General features: G+C 52.2%; 21 protein-coding genes. 2 read left to right on the top strand and 19 right to left on the bottom strand.

Translation table 11 applies throughout. The annotated features are described in order from the left end of the window. Positions 1–13: 13 nt before the first annotated feature. The 13 genes from ACTHTG_RS05040 to ACTHTG_RS04980 all read right to left on the bottom strand — a co-directional run bounded on the left by ACTHTG_RS05040 (position 14) and on the right by ACTHTG_RS04980 (position 10,391). Complete coding sequence (locus tag ACTHTG_RS05040; protein ID WP_004519062.1) at positions 14–781, bottom strand: HNH endonuclease; 768 nt, start codon at positions 779–781, stop codon at positions 14–16. 85 nt (positions 782–866) lie between these two features. Then, a complete protein-coding gene (obgE, locus tag ACTHTG_RS05035) occupies positions 867–2,021 on the bottom strand; it encodes a GTPase ObgE (protein ID WP_308538560.1) in 1,155 nt (384 codons plus the stop codon). A 143-nt stretch (positions 2,022–2,164) separates the two neighbouring features. Further along, entirely contained in the window at positions 2,165–2,653 is a 489-nt protein-coding gene (locus ACTHTG_RS05030; protein WP_440360554.1) for a peroxiredoxin family protein, read from the bottom strand. Continuing rightward, positions 2,650–3,033 carry an acyl-CoA thioesterase gene (locus ACTHTG_RS05025; RefSeq protein WP_070826656.1) on the bottom strand — a complete coding sequence of 128 codons (384 nt, stop codon included), beginning with the start codon at positions 3,031–3,033 and terminating at the stop codon, positions 2,650–2,652. Before ACTHTG_RS05025 ends, ACTHTG_RS05030 begins: the two co-directional genes overlap by 4 nt. Next, positions 3,033–3,395 (bottom strand): hypothetical protein, encoded by a 363-nt coding sequence (locus ACTHTG_RS05020; RefSeq protein WP_003681812.1) that lies wholly within the window; start codon positions 3,393–3,395, stop codon positions 3,033–3,035. The genes ACTHTG_RS05025 and ACTHTG_RS05020 overlap by 1 nt, the downstream gene beginning before the upstream one ends. A 114-nt stretch (positions 3,396–3,509) precedes the next feature. Then, on the bottom strand, positions 3,510–4,337 hold the full coding sequence (locus ACTHTG_RS05015) for an MlaA family lipoprotein (protein WP_049350934.1): 828 nt from the start codon (positions 4,335–4,337) through the stop codon (positions 3,510–3,512). Continuing rightward, positions 4,334–4,612 carry an STAS domain-containing protein gene (locus ACTHTG_RS05010; protein ID WP_036493932.1) on the bottom strand — a complete coding sequence of 93 codons (279 nt, stop codon included), beginning with the start codon at positions 4,610–4,612 and terminating at the stop codon, positions 4,334–4,336. The genes ACTHTG_RS05015 and ACTHTG_RS05010 overlap by 4 nt, the downstream gene beginning before the upstream one ends. A gap of 63 nt (positions 4,613–4,675) precedes the next feature. Further along, positions 4,676–5,266, bottom strand: coding sequence for an MlaC/ttg2D family ABC transporter substrate-binding protein (locus ACTHTG_RS05005; protein ID WP_049332874.1), 591 nt, complete (start codon positions 5,264–5,266; stop codon positions 4,676–4,678). Positions 5,267–5,298: 32 nt separating this feature from the next. Beyond that, positions 5,299–5,793 carry an outer membrane lipid asymmetry maintenance protein MlaD gene (mlaD, locus tag ACTHTG_RS05000; protein WP_049329454.1) on the bottom strand — a complete coding sequence of 165 codons (495 nt, stop codon included), beginning with the start codon at positions 5,791–5,793 and terminating at the stop codon, positions 5,299–5,301. Positions 5,794–5,841: 48 nt separating this feature from the next. Next, a complete protein-coding gene (gene mlaE / locus ACTHTG_RS04995; RefSeq protein WP_003683792.1) occupies positions 5,842–6,618 on the bottom strand; it encodes a lipid asymmetry maintenance ABC transporter permease subunit MlaE in 777 nt (258 codons plus the stop codon). Positions 6,619–6,683: 65 nt separating this feature from the next. After that, positions 6,684–7,484, bottom strand: coding sequence for an ABC transporter ATP-binding protein (locus tag ACTHTG_RS04990; RefSeq protein ID WP_049323595.1), 801 nt, complete (start codon positions 7,482–7,484; stop codon positions 6,684–6,686). A 222-nt stretch (positions 7,485–7,706) separates the two neighbouring features. Then, positions 7,707–8,594 (bottom strand): hypothetical protein, encoded by an 888-nt coding sequence (locus ACTHTG_RS04985; protein ID WP_223168973.1) that lies wholly within the window; start codon positions 8,592–8,594, stop codon positions 7,707–7,709. Positions 8,595–8,732: 138 nt separating this feature from the next. After that, entirely contained in the window at positions 8,733–10,391 is a 1,659-nt protein-coding gene (locus ACTHTG_RS04980) for an ArnT family glycosyltransferase (RefSeq protein WP_308538559.1), read from the bottom strand. Here ACTHTG_RS04980 and ACTHTG_RS04975 point away from each other — a divergent pair. Then, on the top strand, positions 10,390–10,626 hold the full coding sequence (locus ACTHTG_RS04975; RefSeq protein WP_308538558.1) for a hypothetical protein: 237 nt from the start codon (positions 10,390–10,392) through the stop codon (positions 10,624–10,626). The two genes, ACTHTG_RS04980 and ACTHTG_RS04975, sit on opposite strands and share 2 nt — an antisense overlap. Here ACTHTG_RS04975 and rpmE read toward each other — a convergent pair. Continuing rightward, positions 10,616–10,831, bottom strand: coding sequence for a 50S ribosomal protein L31 (gene rpmE, locus ACTHTG_RS04970; RefSeq protein ID WP_003681847.1), 216 nt, complete (start codon positions 10,829–10,831; stop codon positions 10,616–10,618). The two genes, ACTHTG_RS04975 and rpmE, sit on opposite strands and share 11 nt — an antisense overlap. Positions 10,832–11,112: 281 nt before the next feature. Between rpmE and ACTHTG_RS04965 the strand changes: the two genes are divergently transcribed. Next, entirely contained in the window at positions 11,113–11,646 is a 534-nt protein-coding gene (locus ACTHTG_RS04965) for an acyltransferase (protein WP_036492142.1), read from the top strand. Positions 11,647–11,711: 65 nt separating this feature from the next. Here ACTHTG_RS04965 and ACTHTG_RS04960 read toward each other — a convergent pair whose 3' ends face one another. From ACTHTG_RS04960 to ACTHTG_RS04940, 5 genes are all read right to left on the bottom strand, one after another. Continuing rightward, entirely contained in the window at positions 11,712–12,176 is a 465-nt protein-coding gene (locus ACTHTG_RS04960; protein ID WP_308538557.1) for a four-helix bundle copper-binding protein, read from the bottom strand. Between the two features lie 215 nt (positions 12,177–12,391). Further along, complete coding sequence (locus tag ACTHTG_RS04955) at positions 12,392–13,246, bottom strand: amino acid ABC transporter substrate-binding protein (protein ID WP_036492138.1); 855 nt, start codon at positions 13,244–13,246, stop codon at positions 12,392–12,394. A 75-nt stretch (positions 13,247–13,321) separates the two neighbouring features. After that, positions 13,322–14,053, bottom strand: a complete 732-nt coding sequence (locus tag ACTHTG_RS04950) for an amino acid ABC transporter ATP-binding protein (RefSeq protein ID WP_308538556.1) — start codon at positions 14,051–14,053, stop codon at positions 13,322–13,324. Position 14,054: 1 nt separating this feature from the next. Continuing rightward, positions 14,055–14,723, bottom strand: coding sequence for an amino acid ABC transporter permease (locus ACTHTG_RS04945; RefSeq protein WP_049344971.1), 669 nt, complete (start codon positions 14,721–14,723; stop codon positions 14,055–14,057). Then, positions 14,713–15,372 carry an amino acid ABC transporter permease gene (locus ACTHTG_RS04940; RefSeq protein WP_308538555.1) on the bottom strand — a complete coding sequence of 220 codons (660 nt, stop codon included), beginning with the start codon at positions 15,370–15,372 and terminating at the stop codon, positions 14,713–14,715. Before ACTHTG_RS04940 ends, ACTHTG_RS04945 begins: the two co-directional genes overlap by 11 nt. Positions 15,373–15,393 lie beyond the last annotated feature (21 nt).

Here is a 15,393-nt window from a genome sequence, read left to right as displayed (position 1 = left end):
TTTTGCTTAAAGTTTATGAATCAATGATTTTCTGCATTTTAATAAGAAGTTTGAGATCTTCTATACGTTGTGGCCGATTGGTTTTATGTAACATAGCATGGCAATTTGGACATACAGGGCGTAAATCTTTTTCAGGGTTTGTGTAACGTTCACCATTATTGGAAACAGGTGTCAAATGATGTACATGAATGAAATTTTTCCCTATTTCTCCATAGAAATCTTCAAAATTAAAGTTACATACAGAGCAGTTATAACCATATTTTTTTAAGCATGCTTCCCTTGCTTTAGGATCTCTTTCATATCGATTAACCATTACTTGTTGTACGCTGCCTTCTTGGTATTCTGATTGATGATTTACTTCATCAGGGAACCCAGTATAAGAGGAATTGATGTTCTCCAAGAGATCTATTTCCCAGAATGTTCTCTTTTTATCGTTAGGAGCAATATTGAGTTCTCTGCAAAGTTTTTGGTATTCATTTTCCGCATTTTCATTTTTATCGTGTTGCTTTTTCAATAAACTATTAATTTTGGGTGTGGTTTTAGAACCGTTTTTATTGGTGGCTTTTTGGTGTTTTTGAATGGTACAGTTTTTATATCCAACAAATCTACTAGGACAGAAAATGTATCTGCCTCCATAATCAGCGAAGACAAAAATCTTCCCTCTCTTTAGAGTGTCTTTATAATAATTACGATGGGAGTTATTTTTGCTGAATTGATAATTTGAAAACCGGATTAAATTAGCGAGAATTTCTTCTTTAGAAGAAACTAGCTCGAGTTCCATAATAACGCTTCCTTTTGTTGAAATCTAATAGGTGAAATTTCGGACATTCTGATTAATGTCAAAGGTCTGTCTGAAACCATCCTTCTTACTCTGGCTTAAACACGCCAGTATCTGTTTTAGGCTGCTGTTCGATAATTTCGACATTTGCGGCTGCCTGCTCCGCTTCTGCTTTCTCGGCTTCGATGCGTTTTTTCTCGGTCAGGTATTGGTTGATTTGGTGCACCAATTCCTGCGTACCTTGGTGGGTCAGAGCGCTGATTTGGAAGAGGCGCGGGGTTTTCATGTCGAATTGGAAGCGGTCGTCTGGTTTCGGGTAGTCCCAGCCGATGGCTTCGAGGAAGGAGGCGGTGCGTGCTTGGGCTTCTTCTTCGTCGAGCATGTCGAGTTTGTTCAGCACCAGCCAGCGCGGTTTGCCGTAGAGTTCTTCGTCGTATTTGCGCAATTCGTTGATGATGGCAAGGGCTTCTTCGGCGGGGTTGACGGTTTCGTCGAAGGGTGCCAAATCGACGACGTGCAGCAGCAGGCCGGTACGTGATAAGTGTTTGAGGAAGCGGTGTCCCAAGCCTGCGCCTTCTGCCGCGCCTTCAATCAGGCCGGGGATGTCGGCCATGACGAAGCTGTGGTTTTCGTCGATGCGCACGACGCCTAAATTCGGATGCAGGGTGGTGAAGGGGTAGTTGGCGATTTTTGGACGTGCGGCGGATACGGCGGTAATCAGGGTGGATTTACCGGCGTTGGGCATGCCTAACAAGCCGACGTCGGCGAGGACTTTGAGTTCGAGTTGCAGGGAACGGGTTTCGCCTTCTTCGCCGGGCGTGGATTGTTTCGGGGCGCGGTTGACGGAGGATTTGAAGTGGATATTGCCCAAGCCGCCTTTGCCGCCCTTGGCGAGGCAGACGCGCTGGCCGTGGTGGGTGAGGTCGGCGACGATTTCGTCGGTGTCGAGGTCGCGGATGAGGGTGCCGACGGGCATTTTGAGGACGATGTCGTCCGCCCCTGCGCCGTAGCGGTCGGAACCGTGACCTTTTTCGCCGTTTTTGGCCTGGTAGCGTTTGACGAAGCGGTATTCGACGAGGGTGTTGGTGTTTTCGTCGGCTTCTGCCCAAACGCTGCCGCCTTTGCCGCCGTCGCCGCCGTCAGGGCCGCCGCGGGGTACGAATTTTTCGCGGCGGAAACTGGTTGCGCCATTACCGCCTTTGCCTGCGGCGACTTCGATTTTTGCTTCGTCGATAAATTTCATGATGTTCTCTTATGGGTATTCGGTTGTTTCAGACGGCCTTTGTTAATAGAGGAGCTTGGTGTCTGAACGGATAAAATGTTGCTTATTATAAAGGATATTTCGGTTTTAGGCCGTCTGAAATATGGTTTCAGACGGCCTTGGATTTATTGGGCGAGGGCCTGGTCGATTTCTTGATAGAGTTGGGTGAAATTGGGTTCGCCAACGTAGGTTTTAAGGATGTTGCCGTTTTTGTCGATCAGGACAGAAGTCGGGTAAACCTGTGTACCAAAGGCTTTTGCAGCAGTTTTGTTGGCATCGTACATGACGGTGAAGGGAAGGCCGTATTCTTTGACGTACTGATGGACGCTCTCAATAGGGTCGATGGGCTGGGCAATGCCGAGGACTTGGAAGTTTTTGCCTTGATAGTCTTGGGCGGTTTTGATGATTTTAGGCATTTCGCTCACGCAGCCGGGGCAGGAGGGAAACCAGAAGTTAATGAGGGTAACTTTGTCTTTCAAATCGGCATTGGTAATGGTTTTGCCTTGCAGGTCGGGCAGGGCGAACTCAGGGGCGGCTTTGTTGCTGGGGATAAGGACGAAGGCAAGAAGCGCGCCAATTGTGGCAATGACAAGGAGTGTGAGTATTTTTTTCATGATTCGAGGTTTTGAATGGCGTGTGCTAAGGTTTGGGGAACGCTGATGCTGCGGCCGCTTTCGCTGCTGACGGGCATAAGGGTCACTTCGGCTTCGATGGCGGCTTTGCCGTTGGGCAGGGTCGCGGTTTGGCTGAGGATGATGTGGCGTGTGCCGATGTCTTTCAGACGGCCTGTAAAGGTTAAAACATCGCCTTCGAGCGACGGACGGCGATAGCGGATATCGACGCGTGCAACAACGAGCATGATGCCTTCGAGTTCGGACAGAAGGTCATGCTCTTGAAAAAACGTCCAGCGCGCTTCTTCGAGAAATTCGAGATAGCGCGCATTGTTGACGTGGCCGTAGCCGTCGAGATGGTAGTTGCGGACGGTCAGTTTCATCAGTTGAGATTGATGGGTTGGAACTCTTCGCGTGCGATTGGTTCGTGTTCGAGGTCGGTAATCACGGTGGAAAGTTGGATGTCGAACCATTCGTTGAAAATGTCGGCGTCCAAATCAGGCCATTCGCTTTCGTCTTCGCACCAGTCGGCCAATTCGGCAGCAAAAATATCTTCGAAACGCGCTTCGATCTCGTCCCATACTTCGTCGGCAGTTTCGCACGGGCGAACGAGGTAGGAGTTGGCATCGGCTTGGATATCTTCAAGTGTCAGGCCGTCAAGGTGATTGCCGGGCAGGGATTTCAGCCAGTTCCAAAAAGGATCGAGGGGGATAAGCAGGAAGACGCTGCGGTTGACTTCGTACATGGTGTTTTCCTTGGTTTCTGTATAGTTGAATGATATAGCAAAGGTGGTGGACTGGCTATCCTTTGGAGGATAAAGGCCGTCTGAATTTCAGACGGCCTTTATTTTTGGGAATAATCAGGGGTTTTCTGATGGTGTTTGATACAGGGTTTGGGGATTGGCTGTATCGGGGATTTCTTCCGGAGTGGATTGGGGGGCTGCTACCGGTTCGGAAGTGGTGTTGCTGTCCACCAAGTCATCGATGTCGATATTGTCGTCTTCGCTTTGAGGGAGCGTGCCGCCGGTTTGTTGGGTGCGGACTTTCATGTAAAGGTCGCGTGTGTAGCTGTATTTGTCGATGGCTGCACCTTCGAGGCTGTCGGTCAGGTCGAGGAGCTCTTTGCGGGTGTTGATGGCTTGCATGCCGGTTGTACCCCAGCGTCCTGCGCTGGTGTGGAAGACGGCATTTTTAACCGGATAGACGGTGGTAATGGCGTTGCCGACGGTATCGCGTACGGTAGACGGGCCGAGCAGGGGGACGACGAAGTAGTTGCTGTTTTTCCAGCCCCATGAGGCGAAGGTGTCGCCGAGGGTGTTTTTATTGCTGGGTACGCCGCCTGCACCGGCTACGTCGATTAAACCGCCAAGGCCGAAGGTGGTGTTGATGCCGACGCGGACGAGGTCTTCGCTAGCGCGTTTGATGTCAAGGCGCAGCACGTTGCTGCCGAAGCTGACAACATCGCGTAGGTTGTTGAAGAAGTTGCTCACGCCGGTACGCACCGGTTTGGGCGTTACTTTGCGATAGCCGCGTGCTACAGGGGAAAGGACGTATTTGTCTGCTTTGTCGTTGAACTTGGAAACGGTGCGATTGTAGCCTTCGTAAGGGTCGGCCGGATTGCGTTCGGCAAGTGCGGGAGCGGAGGCAAGGCTGATGATGAGGCAGAGGGAAGCGGTGGTTTTTTTCATGATTGCAACCAGTCTTTGATTTCGTAAAGTTCGGCCAGTGCGCGGACGGAATCGGGAATGTTTTGAATGGTCGGTTTTTTGTCTGTCCGGCGCAGAGCGTTGAGCAGCAGGGAAACGCAGGCGGAATCTGCTTTGCCTACTTGGCTGAAGTCTATGCTGTCTGTTTCTTTCAGACGGCATTGTTGTTCGTAGCGCGCAAAGGCGGAGGCAGTCAGGGTTTTGACGGTAACGTCGCCGCTGATGTAGAGCGTGCCGTTGCGGATTTCTGTTTGCATGGTGTCTTTATGATGTAAGGCACCATGCCGTCTGAACATCAGGCGGCATGGTGCGGGGGTGGATTATTTACCGCCGTTTTTGGCTTTCAAGTCGGCAATCAGACCATCAATACCTTTGGCTTTGATGGTTTCGCCGAATTGGTTGCGGTATACGGTAACCAAGCTTGCGCCTTCGACTGCGACATTGTATGCGCGGTATCTGCTGCCGCTTTGATAGGTGGTGAAGTCCATGTTGACCGGTTTTTGGCCGGAAACGTTGATTTCGGCGCGGACAACGATTTCTTTACCGCCTTTGTTTACGACCGGGTTGTCTTTGATGTTGACCTTGGCGTTTTTGAATTTCAGCATGGTGCCGGAGTAGGTGCGGATCAGCAGGGTTTGGAACTCTTTAGTCAACGCTTGTTTTTGTGCGTCAGTTGCAGTACGCCATGGGTTGCCGACGGCCAAAGCTGTCATGCGTTGGAAGTCGAAGTAAGGGATGGCGTAGGCTTCAGCTTTTTGGCGTGCAGTGTTGGCATCGCCGCTGTTGAGGATTTTCAGCACTTGAACGGAGTTTTCACGGACTTGGTTGACTGCGTCGGCAGGAGAGGCAAATGCCATGCTGATGCTCAATACGCCGATGCTCAATGCGCTGATGAAGGAAGTTTTTTTCATGGGAGTGTCCTGAATATTGGGTTGATATGTGTTTATTGTTTGTTTTGACCGGCAGATTCACTGTCTGCGTTTTTTTCGGCAAAGCTGGTCATGAATTTGCCGATAAGGTTTTCCAAAACCATGGCGGAGCTGGTGACGGTAATGGTGTCGCCTGCCGCCAAAGAATCAGTATCGCCGCCTTGTTGCAGGCCGATGTATTGTTCGCCCAACAAGCCTGAAGTCAGGATTTGTGCGGAAACGTCGCTGCTGAACTGATATTGACTGTCCAGATTGAGGGCAACTTTTGCCTGATAGGATTTAGGGTCGAGCTGAATGGATGCAACGCGGCCCACCAGTACGCCTGCGGATTTGACCGGAGCGTTGGTTTTCAAGCCGCCGATGTCGCTGAAATCGGCATAGACGGTGTAGGTTTGAGAGGATTTGCCGAACGATTGCCCGCCGGCGGCTCGGAAGGCGAGAAAGCCGATAGCGGCTGCGCCCAGTAAGACAAACAGTCCTACCCAAAATTCCAAAGCATTTTTTTTCATGTGCTATTTCCTTGTTTCATTCTTTTTAAGTGTCGTTTCAGACGGCCTTTAGTCGGTAAACATCCATGCGGTCAACATGAAGTCGACGGCGAGGATAGTCAGGGCGGAAGACACTACGGTGCGTGTACTGGCGCGCAAAATACCTTCGGAAGTCGGTACGCAGTGGAAGCCCTGATGTACGGCGATCAGCGTAACGGCTACGCCGAAGGCGGCGGATTTGATTAAGCCGTTGAGTACGTCGTAATGGAAGGTAATGTTGTTTTGCATTTGCGACCAGAAAATACCGCCGTCCAAACCCAGCCATTCGACGCCGACCAAATACGCGCCGTAAATGCCGGCAACATTGAAAATTGATGCCAACAAAGGCATGGAAAACACACCCGCCCAAAAGCGCGGCGCAACCACGCGTGCCACGGGGTCGACCGCCATCACGTTCATTGCTTCAAGCTGCTCGGTGGTTTTCATCAAACCGATTTCACTGGTCATGGCACCGCCCGCGCTGCTGGCAAACAGAATAGCCGCCAATACGGGACCCAATTCGCGCAACAGGGAAGCGGCAACCATATAGCCCAAAATATCGGCGGATTTGAATTTTGCCAGCTGCGTATAGCCCTGCAAGCCCAATACCATGCCGACAAACAGGCCGGAGACGGCAACAATCAGGACAGACAACACGCCTGCAAAGTAAACCTGGCGGATGCTCAGGCGCGGGCGGGCAAACGCCGTACCTGATTTGGCCAGGATCTGCAGGAAAAACAGCGTAATGCTGCCCAGCGATTGGATGAAGCCGAGGGTTTTTGCCCCGACGGAACGGATAAAATTCATAGGTTTCAGTTGATTGGTTAAATGGTTTTCAGACGGCCTTGTTTAAGTTTCAGGCCGTCTGAACATCAGCCCAGCAAGTCTTGTTTTAAAGTCGTTTGCGCCGGATAGCGGTAGGCGACGGGGCCGTCTGCCAAACCGCCGACAAACTGGCGTACCCAAGGCGAGTCGAGTTCGCGCATTTCTTCGGGCGATCCGGAGAACATGATTTCGCCGTGTGCCAGGAAAATGACTTGATCGACGATTTCCAGTGATTTTTCGATGTCGTGCGTTACCATTACGCTGGTGGAGCGCAGGGCTTTGTTGGCGCGGCTGATGAGGTGGGCGATGACGCCCAGTGAAATCGGGTCGAGGCCGGTGAAAGGCTCGTCGTACAACATGATTTCAGGGTCGAGCGCAATCGTACGCGCGAGGGCAACGCGGCGCGACATACCGCCGGAAAGCTCGGAAGGCATCAGGTTTTCAACACCGCGCAAACCGACTGCATTCAGTTTCAACACCACCAAATCGCGGATGACCGCTTCGGGCAAATCCGTCAGTTCGCGCATGGGGAAGGCGATGTTGTCGAAGACGGATAAGTCGGTGAACAATGCGCCGTGTTGGAACAAAACGCCCATGCGGCGGCGGTGTTCGTACAGCTCCTGCGCTGAAAATGCGGCCAAATCACGCCCTTCAATCAGCACTTTACCCGATTGCGGGTGGATTTGACCCGTAATCAGGCGCATCAGCGTGGTTTTACCGCTACCCGAACCACCCATTACGGCGGCGAAATTGCCTTGTGGAATGCTGAAGTTGATGTTGTTCAGAATAGGACGGTCGCCATATGCGAAGGCAACGTCTTTCATTTCGATGAAGGGTGTGGAACTCATGCAGGAGGGGGGTGTCGAAAAATGTATTTTAATTACGGGTATTGTAAAGGGTATTGGATATTCGGGCAATTTTCAGACGGCCTGCGTTTAGGAATAACGGGTAAAAACGTGTGAAAGAACGCAGAAGCGTTGGTGCTACGGTTGTTTTGCAGCGTGTTGTGTCAAACATACAGACAGTTGTGTAGGTAAGTAAAAAGGCGGGTAAATATGCCCGCCTTGTTTTTAATATTTCTGCAAACCTTCCACCTTGATTTCTTTGGCATTGGCATGGATGAAGGCTTGAGTCGCTTTCATTGTGGCTTGAATGCGCGGATCGTTCCAGCGCACGATTTGGTTGTTTTCATCGCGCTTGTCCGACCAAATAATCACGCCGTCGGTGTATTTTTTGCTGATTTCAAGCATTTTGCGCCAGCGGACGGGGTCGATGAACTGTTTGAAATAAGGGCTGTTGGTGGCCGAATAATATTGCGGCCAGATGTAGCCGATGATTTTTTTGTTGGGAAAGCGTTGATGGATGTCGTCAACGGCGGTTTTCACGTCTTTTTCCCATTGCACCAAATCGGGGGAAGTGATGTAGAACACAGGATTGGCATAGTCGCTGATGGCGGCGGTGGGCGCACGGCGTTTGCTGACTTGCCGCCATTTGGCCAAGATGGCTTCGTTGTCAACATTGGGGCGGTAGTGGCGGATGCCGTGCAGGTGTTCGGAAGGCATGCCGTAGTTGCTGATGAAGGCGCGCGGGTTTTCTTCTCTGAAGATTTGGTACATCCGCGCGAAGTCGGTTCTCAATTCGTCGGGTGTCAGTAGTTGGCCGTCTTTTTCGGCAAACCAGCTTTCGATGTCGGTGGAAATGGTGCGGTAGCCTTCGCGGCGCGATTGTTTGGCCAATTCGCGGATACGCGCTTCATTGAGTACGCCGTGTTTGCGTTTGCCCGTCGGATCGGGTTTGACCAGCTCGCTTTCGTAAACCAAAAACACTTTGGAGAGTTTGTCGGCGGTCAGGTCGGGTTTGCCGACGTAGTCCATGCGGTCGTAGATAATGAAATCTTTGGCATGGGCGGAGAGGGCGGTCAATAAGAGGACGAGGGGCAAAAGGCGGTTGGGTTTCATATTTTTAGGCAGATAAGGGAAAAGGGCCATTGTACGGGAAGCGGTGTTAAAGTGAGTCAAAGGCCGTCTGAAAGGATAAAAGTTCTTTCAGACGGCCTTTGTTGGACTGAGGTTATTCAGTTTTGAGGCTGGTGCGGTTTACTGCGCCGCAGTTTTTTCCAGCAATAGGAAAGTCTCGGCTTTGTTGCGCGGTCTTGCGCCTTGCCACAAGGTTTGCCAGCCCGAAGGTGCACCGATGTTGGCGGCTTGGCGGATGAGGCGGTAGCGGCAGGAAGGGTTGTCGGTCGTGGTTTTAATACGGCTGTATTGTGTCCACGCGATGCGTGTGCGCTGGTCTTGGCTGTCGATGCTGATACATTCGAGGCCGTCTGAAAGTTTCTGTTTCAATTCGGAAGAAAGTGCGGCTTCCATTTGGTGTACGACCGGCGCATGGCTTTTGGCGGCGTTGAGCCACGGTAAAAACAGGGTCATCAGCAAGGCCCAGGCCAAGGTAACGCCGGCCGCCCAGTTGGTGACGGCTTGGCGGCCGCGGATGTTTTTACGCGTAATCGCCCAGAGCCACAACGGGGTAAACAGCAGGGCGACGGCCATCGGAATCGGGTCGATGTCGGGGATGTAATACGGGCTGAAATAGGCGGCGCGTTCGGCCAGTTTGGCAGGCCAGCCGTAGTTCATGGCGAAGAAGCCCAGCCACAGGAACACGGCAATCAAACCGAATGCCATGATGCCGAACCAGTTGATAAATGCCGCCGCGCCGCGACGCAGGCCGTCCAGTTGTGCCGCGCCGAGCAGGGCAAGCGGCGGCAGCAGCCAAACGAGGTTGTCTTGCAGGCGTTGCGGATTGATGGCGAGCAGGGCTGTCATGATAACCAGCCACGACAGGCTCAGAATGCCCCAATTTTTATCGTGGATACGCGTGCGGCTGAGCGTCCATGCCGCCAGCGGCCAAGCAGGTAGGGCAAACCACAGCAGGTTTTTCAGATAATAGGGCAGATTGAAGGCCGTCTGAATTTGATGGAAGCCGCCGAATACGCCTAAAGAATAATGGTTGAACCATATATCAAACCATTCGGGATGGGTTCTGGATAAAACCAGCGGATACAGAATCAGCAGGGGCAGGGAAACGACGATGGCGCCAATCAGGGTCAGCAGATAGCGTTTGCTCTGCCAAGTGGAATGGAACGATAGGGCAAGTGCCAAAAACATCATGGCCGCGGTCAGCAGATAGCCTGAGGAAAGGGAGAGTAAAACCCAGCCGCCGCACAACAGCAAAATGGCAATAATGACGCGGCGGCGTGCCAGTGAAAAGCCGCACAGAATCAATCCAAATGCGGCAAAAGCAGTCGACATGGGGTTGAGAAAGTGGGCAATGGGCAGCAAACCGATACTGCCGATGAGGATTAAGACAACGCTGCGGCCGTGGTGTCTGCCGAGGAAGTTGAAACCGGCAAAACCGCAGGCAGTCAGTCCGACGGCGGTGAATACCACGCCGGTAAAACGTGCGGCATCATAGGCATCAGCCGCCCAAGGCGAAAACAGGGTTTGGAATGCGGTTGCTACCCACAAAAAAGCTGGGGAGATGGTAAAGTCGGGTTGGCCGAAGATTTGTGCAACCAGCAGGCTGCCGCCGTTTTTCATGGATTCGGAGGCGGTAAAGAGGGAGGGTTCGGCAGGGTTCCACAAGTCATGCGAGAACACACCCGGCCACAGCCAGGCAAAGGCCATCAGCAGCAGGAGCCACGGTTTTTCATGGGTTTTTTGGGGGCGGCGCGGATCGGGCGGTGTGTAAGTCAGCATGGAAGGTCAAAAAACGGTTGGTTTGAATGGCAATGGTACAGGGTTTGACGGGTTTGCGCGATATGCCGGAACGGAGAGCTTTGTAAAAATCATGTTTACCGCTGGTTTTTTCGGGTATTTGAAAGGATGTTTATCCGATATGGCGAGGCCGTCTGAAAGAAAGGTTTCAGACGGCCTGAATGCAAAAAAGACTGCACGAAGCAGTCTTTTTGACAAAGCGACAATTAGCGTTTGAACAGGTTGCCGAATTTGTTGTTGAATTTGTCCACGCGACCGGTAGTGTCGACGATTTTTTGAGTACCGGTGTAGAAAGGGTGGCACAGAGAGCAAACCTCAACGTTGAAGCTGTCTTTTTCCATTGCGGATTTGGTCACGAATTTGTTGCCGCAAGAGCAGGTAACGTTGATTTCGTGGTAGTTCGGGTGAATACCTTGTTTCATTTGATTTCCTTTCGATTAAGCGGGCACAGGGGTTTTGCCTGTACTTCAGTTAAGCGTGGGATTTTCGCTATTTTTGGCTGTTTCGTCAAGCGGATATTTTGCGTAGCGGGCAGTTTCGCAACAGGCGAGAACAGTTTAGAATAGAGTTTCAAACTAAATATTGTGTAATCGGGCTGTAATTCAACTGAAAAGAGGATGTAAAGCCTCTTCTAGATGTGAAACTTTAAGAAAAATAATAGTCTGATTAATATTTACGCTTTTACGAACAGGAGACGGAATCCATGCAAAAAAGGATATTGACGCGTATTTTGCGTGTCTGGGGAGGAATGTTGCCTCCGTCTTATTGCAAACCCTTCGGCCGGATTGCGCAAAAATTCCGCGCCGCTTTGGCTGCGTGCATTTCCCCAAACATCGGCAAAAATGTCAATATCGAAAAAGGCGGATATGTTTTTCCGGATACGGTAATCGGCGACAATTCGGGTATCGGCGTCAATTGCGAAATCTGTCACGGCCTGACCCTCGGCAAGAACGTGATGATGGGGCCGGAATGCCTGTTTTATTCGACCAACCACAAATTCAACCCTGAAACCCGCCGCTTTGAAGGCTATACGGACATCCGCCCGATTGTGATTGAAGACGATGTTTGGATCGGCCGGCGTGCGATTATCATGGGCGGCGTTACCATCGGCAAGGGCGCGGTAATCGGCGCAGGTTCGGTGGTTACCAAAGACGTGCCGCCTTATTGCGTGGCCGCTGGTAATCCTGCGGTTGTGAAGAAAAAACTGCTGGATGAGCAAGAGCTTGCAGCTGAATAGCGTGAACGAAACCATAAACAAAAGGCCGTCTGAAAGATTTCAGACGGCCTTTTTTTTAATATTGATTAAGCGGCAATTTTTTCGCATTCTTTAATGCAGGCCAAGCAAGATTCGTAGCAGGCTTTGCATTCTGCGTGGTGGCCGGCGTGTTCTTTGCAGGCGGCGGAACATTGTTTGCAGGCTTCGATGCACACTTTCGCCAAAGACGGGGTCAGGCGTGAATTTTGGGCGGCGAGATTTTGCAAGGTGCCGCACAGTGCCAGCATTTGATTGACGCCGGTTGCGCAGTCTTTCATGGAGGTATCGCCTGCGCTCAACAGGGCGATGCAGTGCGCCAGGCAGATTTGGCCGGCTTCAACGCAATGTGCGGCGGCTTTACGCGCGGCTTCGTAGGCACGGGGTGCGGAATGTGCGTGTTCACCGTGGCCGGCATGGTGTGCATGGCCTGCGTGGTCGTGCGCACGGGCGAATGAGGCGGCTGCGGTGAGGGAGACGGCGGCTGCGCTGCCGATAAATTGACGACGGTTCATCATAGTTTCCTTTTTGCTTTGTAGAAATATCGGACGAATTATTTCATCCGTTATTAAAAGGTTATCATGTTATTCGTTTTTAAACAACGGGCCGTCTGAAGGTATCGATAACACGTTCAGACGGCCTGTCGTCGGATATGATATTTGTTTAAATGAATCACAAATCGAATGGCTGAAATACGGGAAAGTGACTTTTTGCCGAGAAAATAGTCGGTTTATTCCGCCAACAATTCTTCCGGTTTGACTTTCTCGCCATATACGGGCAAGAGGGTTTTTTCATAGGCGGCTTTCAGACGGCCGTCTTTTTTCATGGCGGCGATTTCGCCGTTGACCCAGTTCAGGAGGTCAGTGTTGCCTTTTTGAACAGCCGGGGCGATGAATTCGGCAGGGCCGAGGTTGCCGATGGCGACTTCAAAATTCGGGTTTTCTTTTGCCCATGCCCACAGCAGGGCGTTGTCGTGGGCGAGTGCTACGCCGCGGCCGTCTTTCAGTGCGTCGAAGGTTTCGGTATTTTGGTCGAATTTCAGCAGTTTGACTTCAGGATGGCTTTTGGTGAAGAAGGCGTCGGCGGTGGTGCCTTTGTTGACCAGCAGGGTTTGGTCTTTCAATTGTGCAACGTCGGTAATCGGTTTGTCTTTGGGGGAAACCACGCCCAAGGCCACTTTCATGTAAGGATCGGCGAAATCGACGGCTTCGGCGCGTTCGGGTGTTTTGGTGAAGTTGGCGAGGATGAGGTCGACTTTGCCGGAACGGACGTACTCGACGCGGTTTGCGGCCTCGGTCAGGACGAATTCGACTTTGTCGGGGCTGCCGAGCAGGTCTTTGGCCAGGTCTTTGGCGATTTCAACGTCAAAGCCTTGGTTTTTGCCGTTGGCGTCAACATAGCCGAACGGAGGTTTGTCGCCGAATACGCCGATACGGATGACGCCTTTTTCTTTGATGGCGGCAACGGTTGCCGCGCCGCTGCTTTGTGAAGATTGGGCATCGCCGGAGCCGCCTCCGCAAGCAGTCAGGCCGACGGCGATGGCGGCGGAGGCGAGGAGGGCTTTGAATTTGGCATTCAATTGCATGAGTGTTTCCTTTTCAAATGTTTGGTTGAAAGTGGAGGCTGTCTGAAAAAGGGTTCAGACGGCCTGAAAATAAAATCAGTAGTCCATACCTGCCAAGAATTGGCGGGCGCGTTCGCTTTTGGGGGCGGAGAAGAAGGTCTCGGGGTCGGTCGATTCGACGATGCCGCCTTTGTCCATGAGGACGATGCGGTCGGCAACTTTGCGGGCAAACCCCATTTCATGGGTTACGATGAGCATGCTCATGCCTTCGCGGGCGAGTTCTAAAACCACTTCCAAGACCTCGCGCACCATTTCGGGGTCGAGTGCGGCGGTGATTTCGTCCAGCAGGATGACTTCCGGGTTCAGGCACAGGGCGCGGACAATGGCGATGCGTTGTTTCTGGCCGCCGGAGAGTTCGCACGGATAGGCGTTTTTGCGGTCGAGCAGGCCGACGCGTTCCAACAGTTTGTCGGCTTGTGCCTCTGCTTCGGCACGGTTGCGGTTTTGTACTTTCACCGGGCCTAAGAGGATGTTTTCGATGACGGTCATGTGGGCAAACAGTTCATAGCTTTGAAAGACCATGCCGACTTTTTGCCGGGCGGTTTGCCAGGAAACGTCTTTGCCGAATTCGCCGACCCCGTCCATCACGATGCTGCCGCCTTGGTGCGGCTCCAAACCGTTGACGCAGCGCAGGAGGGTGGATTTGCCGCAGCCGGACGGGCCCAGCAGTACGATGACTTCGCCTTTTTCCAAGTCCAAGTCTAAGGATTGAATGGCGGTTACGTTGCCGTATTGTTTGTGCAGGTTGCGGATGCTCAGTAAAGCCATGTCAGTGTTCCCATTTTTGTTCAAGTTTTGCCGCCAGCAGCGACAGCGGCCAGCAACAGAAGAAATACAGCATAAAAATCAGGCCGTAAACCCAAAATGAAGCATTGGGTTGCGTCAGCAGCGAGTTTTCGATGATTTGCTGGCCGACTTTGACGACTTCGATGACGCCGATAAGGGAGGCGAGCGAGCTGGTTTTGATCATGCGCGTAAACAGATTGACGGCGCCGGGCAATACGCGGCGGATGCTTTGCGGCAGCTCGATGTAGCGGAATACCTGCCCGCGGCTCAAGCCGAGTGCCAGGCCTGATTCGACCTGGTGTTTTTCAATCGATTCCAATGCGCCGCGGACCAAATCGCCCATTTCGGCGATGCCCCACATGGTGAATACCCAGACGCAGACCCAAAATCCGTCGATGTGGATGCCTGTCCAGACGGATAGGCCGAAATACAGGCCGAACAGCCACACCAAAATCGGTACGATTCGGATGGTTTCGAGATAAAACCGTCCGATAAAGCGGATGAGCCGGTTGCGCGAACGTAAAACCAAGCCGAACAGCGTACCCAATACGCAGGAGGCGGCAACGGAGGCCAGGGAAATCTGCGCCGTCAGCAACAGGCCTTCGCCCAAGCGTGCTGCGTTTTGTCCTTCAAACAGCCAGTCAAACACCATATTTTGCACTCCGTACGCGGTTTTCTGCCCAGCGCGCCAGAAGCGAAACGGGCAGAAGGATGATCAGGTAGCTGGCAAACAGCAGGAACAAGGCTTCGTTGGTTTTGTAGTCCATGCCGATGATGTCTTTGGTAACGAACAGCAATTCCGCAATGCCGACCGCGCTGACGATAGATGTTTCTTTCATCAAAAACAATACGTTTGCGCCGATGGCGGGAACGGCGACCGCCCATGCCTGAGGCAATTCGACATAGCGGAACACTTGAAAGCGGCTCAAACCGATGGCCTTGCCCGCTTCGATCTGTCCTTTGGGGACGGTCAGAATACCGGCGCGGATGGCTTCCGCCATGTAGCTTGCGCCCAAGAAAACCAGTGCGATCACGCCGCAGGTGAAACCGTCCCATTTAATGCCCATTTTCGGCAGGCCGTAATACAGGAAAAACAATTGGATCAGCAGGGGCGTATTGCGCGACAGCTCGATATAGGCGCGTGCCAATGCGTAGAAGGGGCGGATGCGGTATGCCGTAACCACGGCAACGGGCAGGCCGAACAGCAACGACAAAACGACGCCATATACCGACAATTCCAGCGTCAGCTTTGCCGCATCGACGAATTTGGGGATGGCATCGATCAGATAAGACCAGTTCATCAGAGTCAGACAATCAGCATG

It is taken from the genome of Neisseria sp. P0017.S009 (genome assembly GCF_051957375.1).
In the GTDB taxonomy this organism is placed as follows: domain Bacteria; phylum Pseudomonadota; class Gammaproteobacteria; order Burkholderiales; family Neisseriaceae; genus Neisseria; species Neisseria perflava.
Note: the sequence above shows the minus strand (reverse complement) of the source record. Positions and strands in the feature narration are given on the sequence as shown.

Bases quoted from the DNA above. Each gene is read 5' to 3' on its own strand.
- ACTHTG_RS05040 (WP_004519062.1), bottom strand. From the start codon at position 781: ATGGAACTCGAGCTAGTTTCTTCTAAAGAAGAAATTCTCGCTAATTTA.
- obgE (WP_308538560.1), bottom strand. From the start codon at position 2,021: ATGAAATTTATCGACGAAGCAAAAATCGAAGTCGCCGCAGGCAAAGGC.
- ACTHTG_RS05030 (WP_440360554.1), bottom strand. From the start codon at position 2,653: ATGAAAAAAATACTCACACTCCTTGTCATTGCCACAATTGGCGCGCTT.
- ACTHTG_RS05025 (WP_070826656.1), bottom strand. From the start codon at position 3,033: ATGAAACTGACCGTCCGCAACTACCATCTCGACGGCTACGGCCACGTC.
- ACTHTG_RS05020 (WP_003681812.1), bottom strand. From the start codon at position 3,395: ATGTACGAAGTCAACCGCAGCGTCTTCCTGCTTATCCCCCTCGATCCT.
- ACTHTG_RS05015 (WP_049350934.1), bottom strand. From the start codon at position 4,337: ATGAAAAAAACCACCGCTTCCCTCTGCCTCATCATCAGCCTTGCCTCC.
- ACTHTG_RS05010 (WP_036493932.1), bottom strand. From the start codon at position 4,612: ATGCAAACAGAAATCCGCAACGGCACGCTCTACATCAGCGGCGACGTT.
- ACTHTG_RS05005 (WP_049332874.1), bottom strand. From the start codon at position 5,266: ATGAAAAAAACTTCCTTCATCAGCGCATTGAGCATCGGCGTATTGAGC.
- mlaD (WP_049329454.1), bottom strand. From the start codon at position 5,793: ATGAAAAAAAATGCTTTGGAATTTTGGGTAGGACTGTTTGTCTTACTG.
- mlaE (WP_003683792.1), bottom strand. From the start codon at position 6,618: ATGAATTTTATCCGTTCCGTCGGGGCAAAAACCCTCGGCTTCATCCAA.
- ACTHTG_RS04990 (WP_049323595.1), bottom strand. From the start codon at position 7,484: ATGAGTTCCACACCCTTCATCGAAATGAAAGACGTTGCCTTCGCATAT.
- ACTHTG_RS04985 (WP_223168973.1), bottom strand. From the start codon at position 8,594: ATGAAACCCAACCGCCTTTTGCCCCTCGTCCTCTTATTGACCGCCCTC.
- ACTHTG_RS04975 (WP_308538558.1), top strand. From the start codon at position 10,390: ATGGAAGGTCAAAAAACGGTTGGTTTGAATGGCAATGGTACAGGGTTT.
- ACTHTG_RS04980 (WP_308538559.1), bottom strand. From the start codon at position 10,391: ATGCTGACTTACACACCGCCCGATCCGCGCCGCCCCCAAAAAACCCAT.
- rpmE (WP_003681847.1), bottom strand. From the start codon at position 10,831: ATGAAACAAGGTATTCACCCGAACTACCACGAAATCAACGTTACCTGC.
- ACTHTG_RS04965 (WP_036492142.1), top strand. From the start codon at position 11,113: ATGCAAAAAAGGATATTGACGCGTATTTTGCGTGTCTGGGGAGGAATG.
- ACTHTG_RS04960 (WP_308538557.1), bottom strand. From the start codon at position 12,176: ATGAACCGTCGTCAATTTATCGGCAGCGCAGCCGCCGTCTCCCTCACC.
- ACTHTG_RS04955 (WP_036492138.1), bottom strand. From the start codon at position 13,246: ATGCAATTGAATGCCAAATTCAAAGCCCTCCTCGCCTCCGCCGCCATC.
- ACTHTG_RS04950 (WP_308538556.1), bottom strand. From the start codon at position 14,053: ATGGCTTTACTGAGCATCCGCAACCTGCACAAACAATACGGCAACGTA.
- ACTHTG_RS04945 (WP_049344971.1), bottom strand. From the start codon at position 14,723: ATGGTGTTTGACTGGCTGTTTGAAGGACAAAACGCAGCACGCTTGGGC.
- ACTHTG_RS04940 (WP_308538555.1), bottom strand. From the start codon at position 15,372: ATGAACTGGTCTTATCTGATCGATGCCATCCCCAAATTCGTCGATGCG.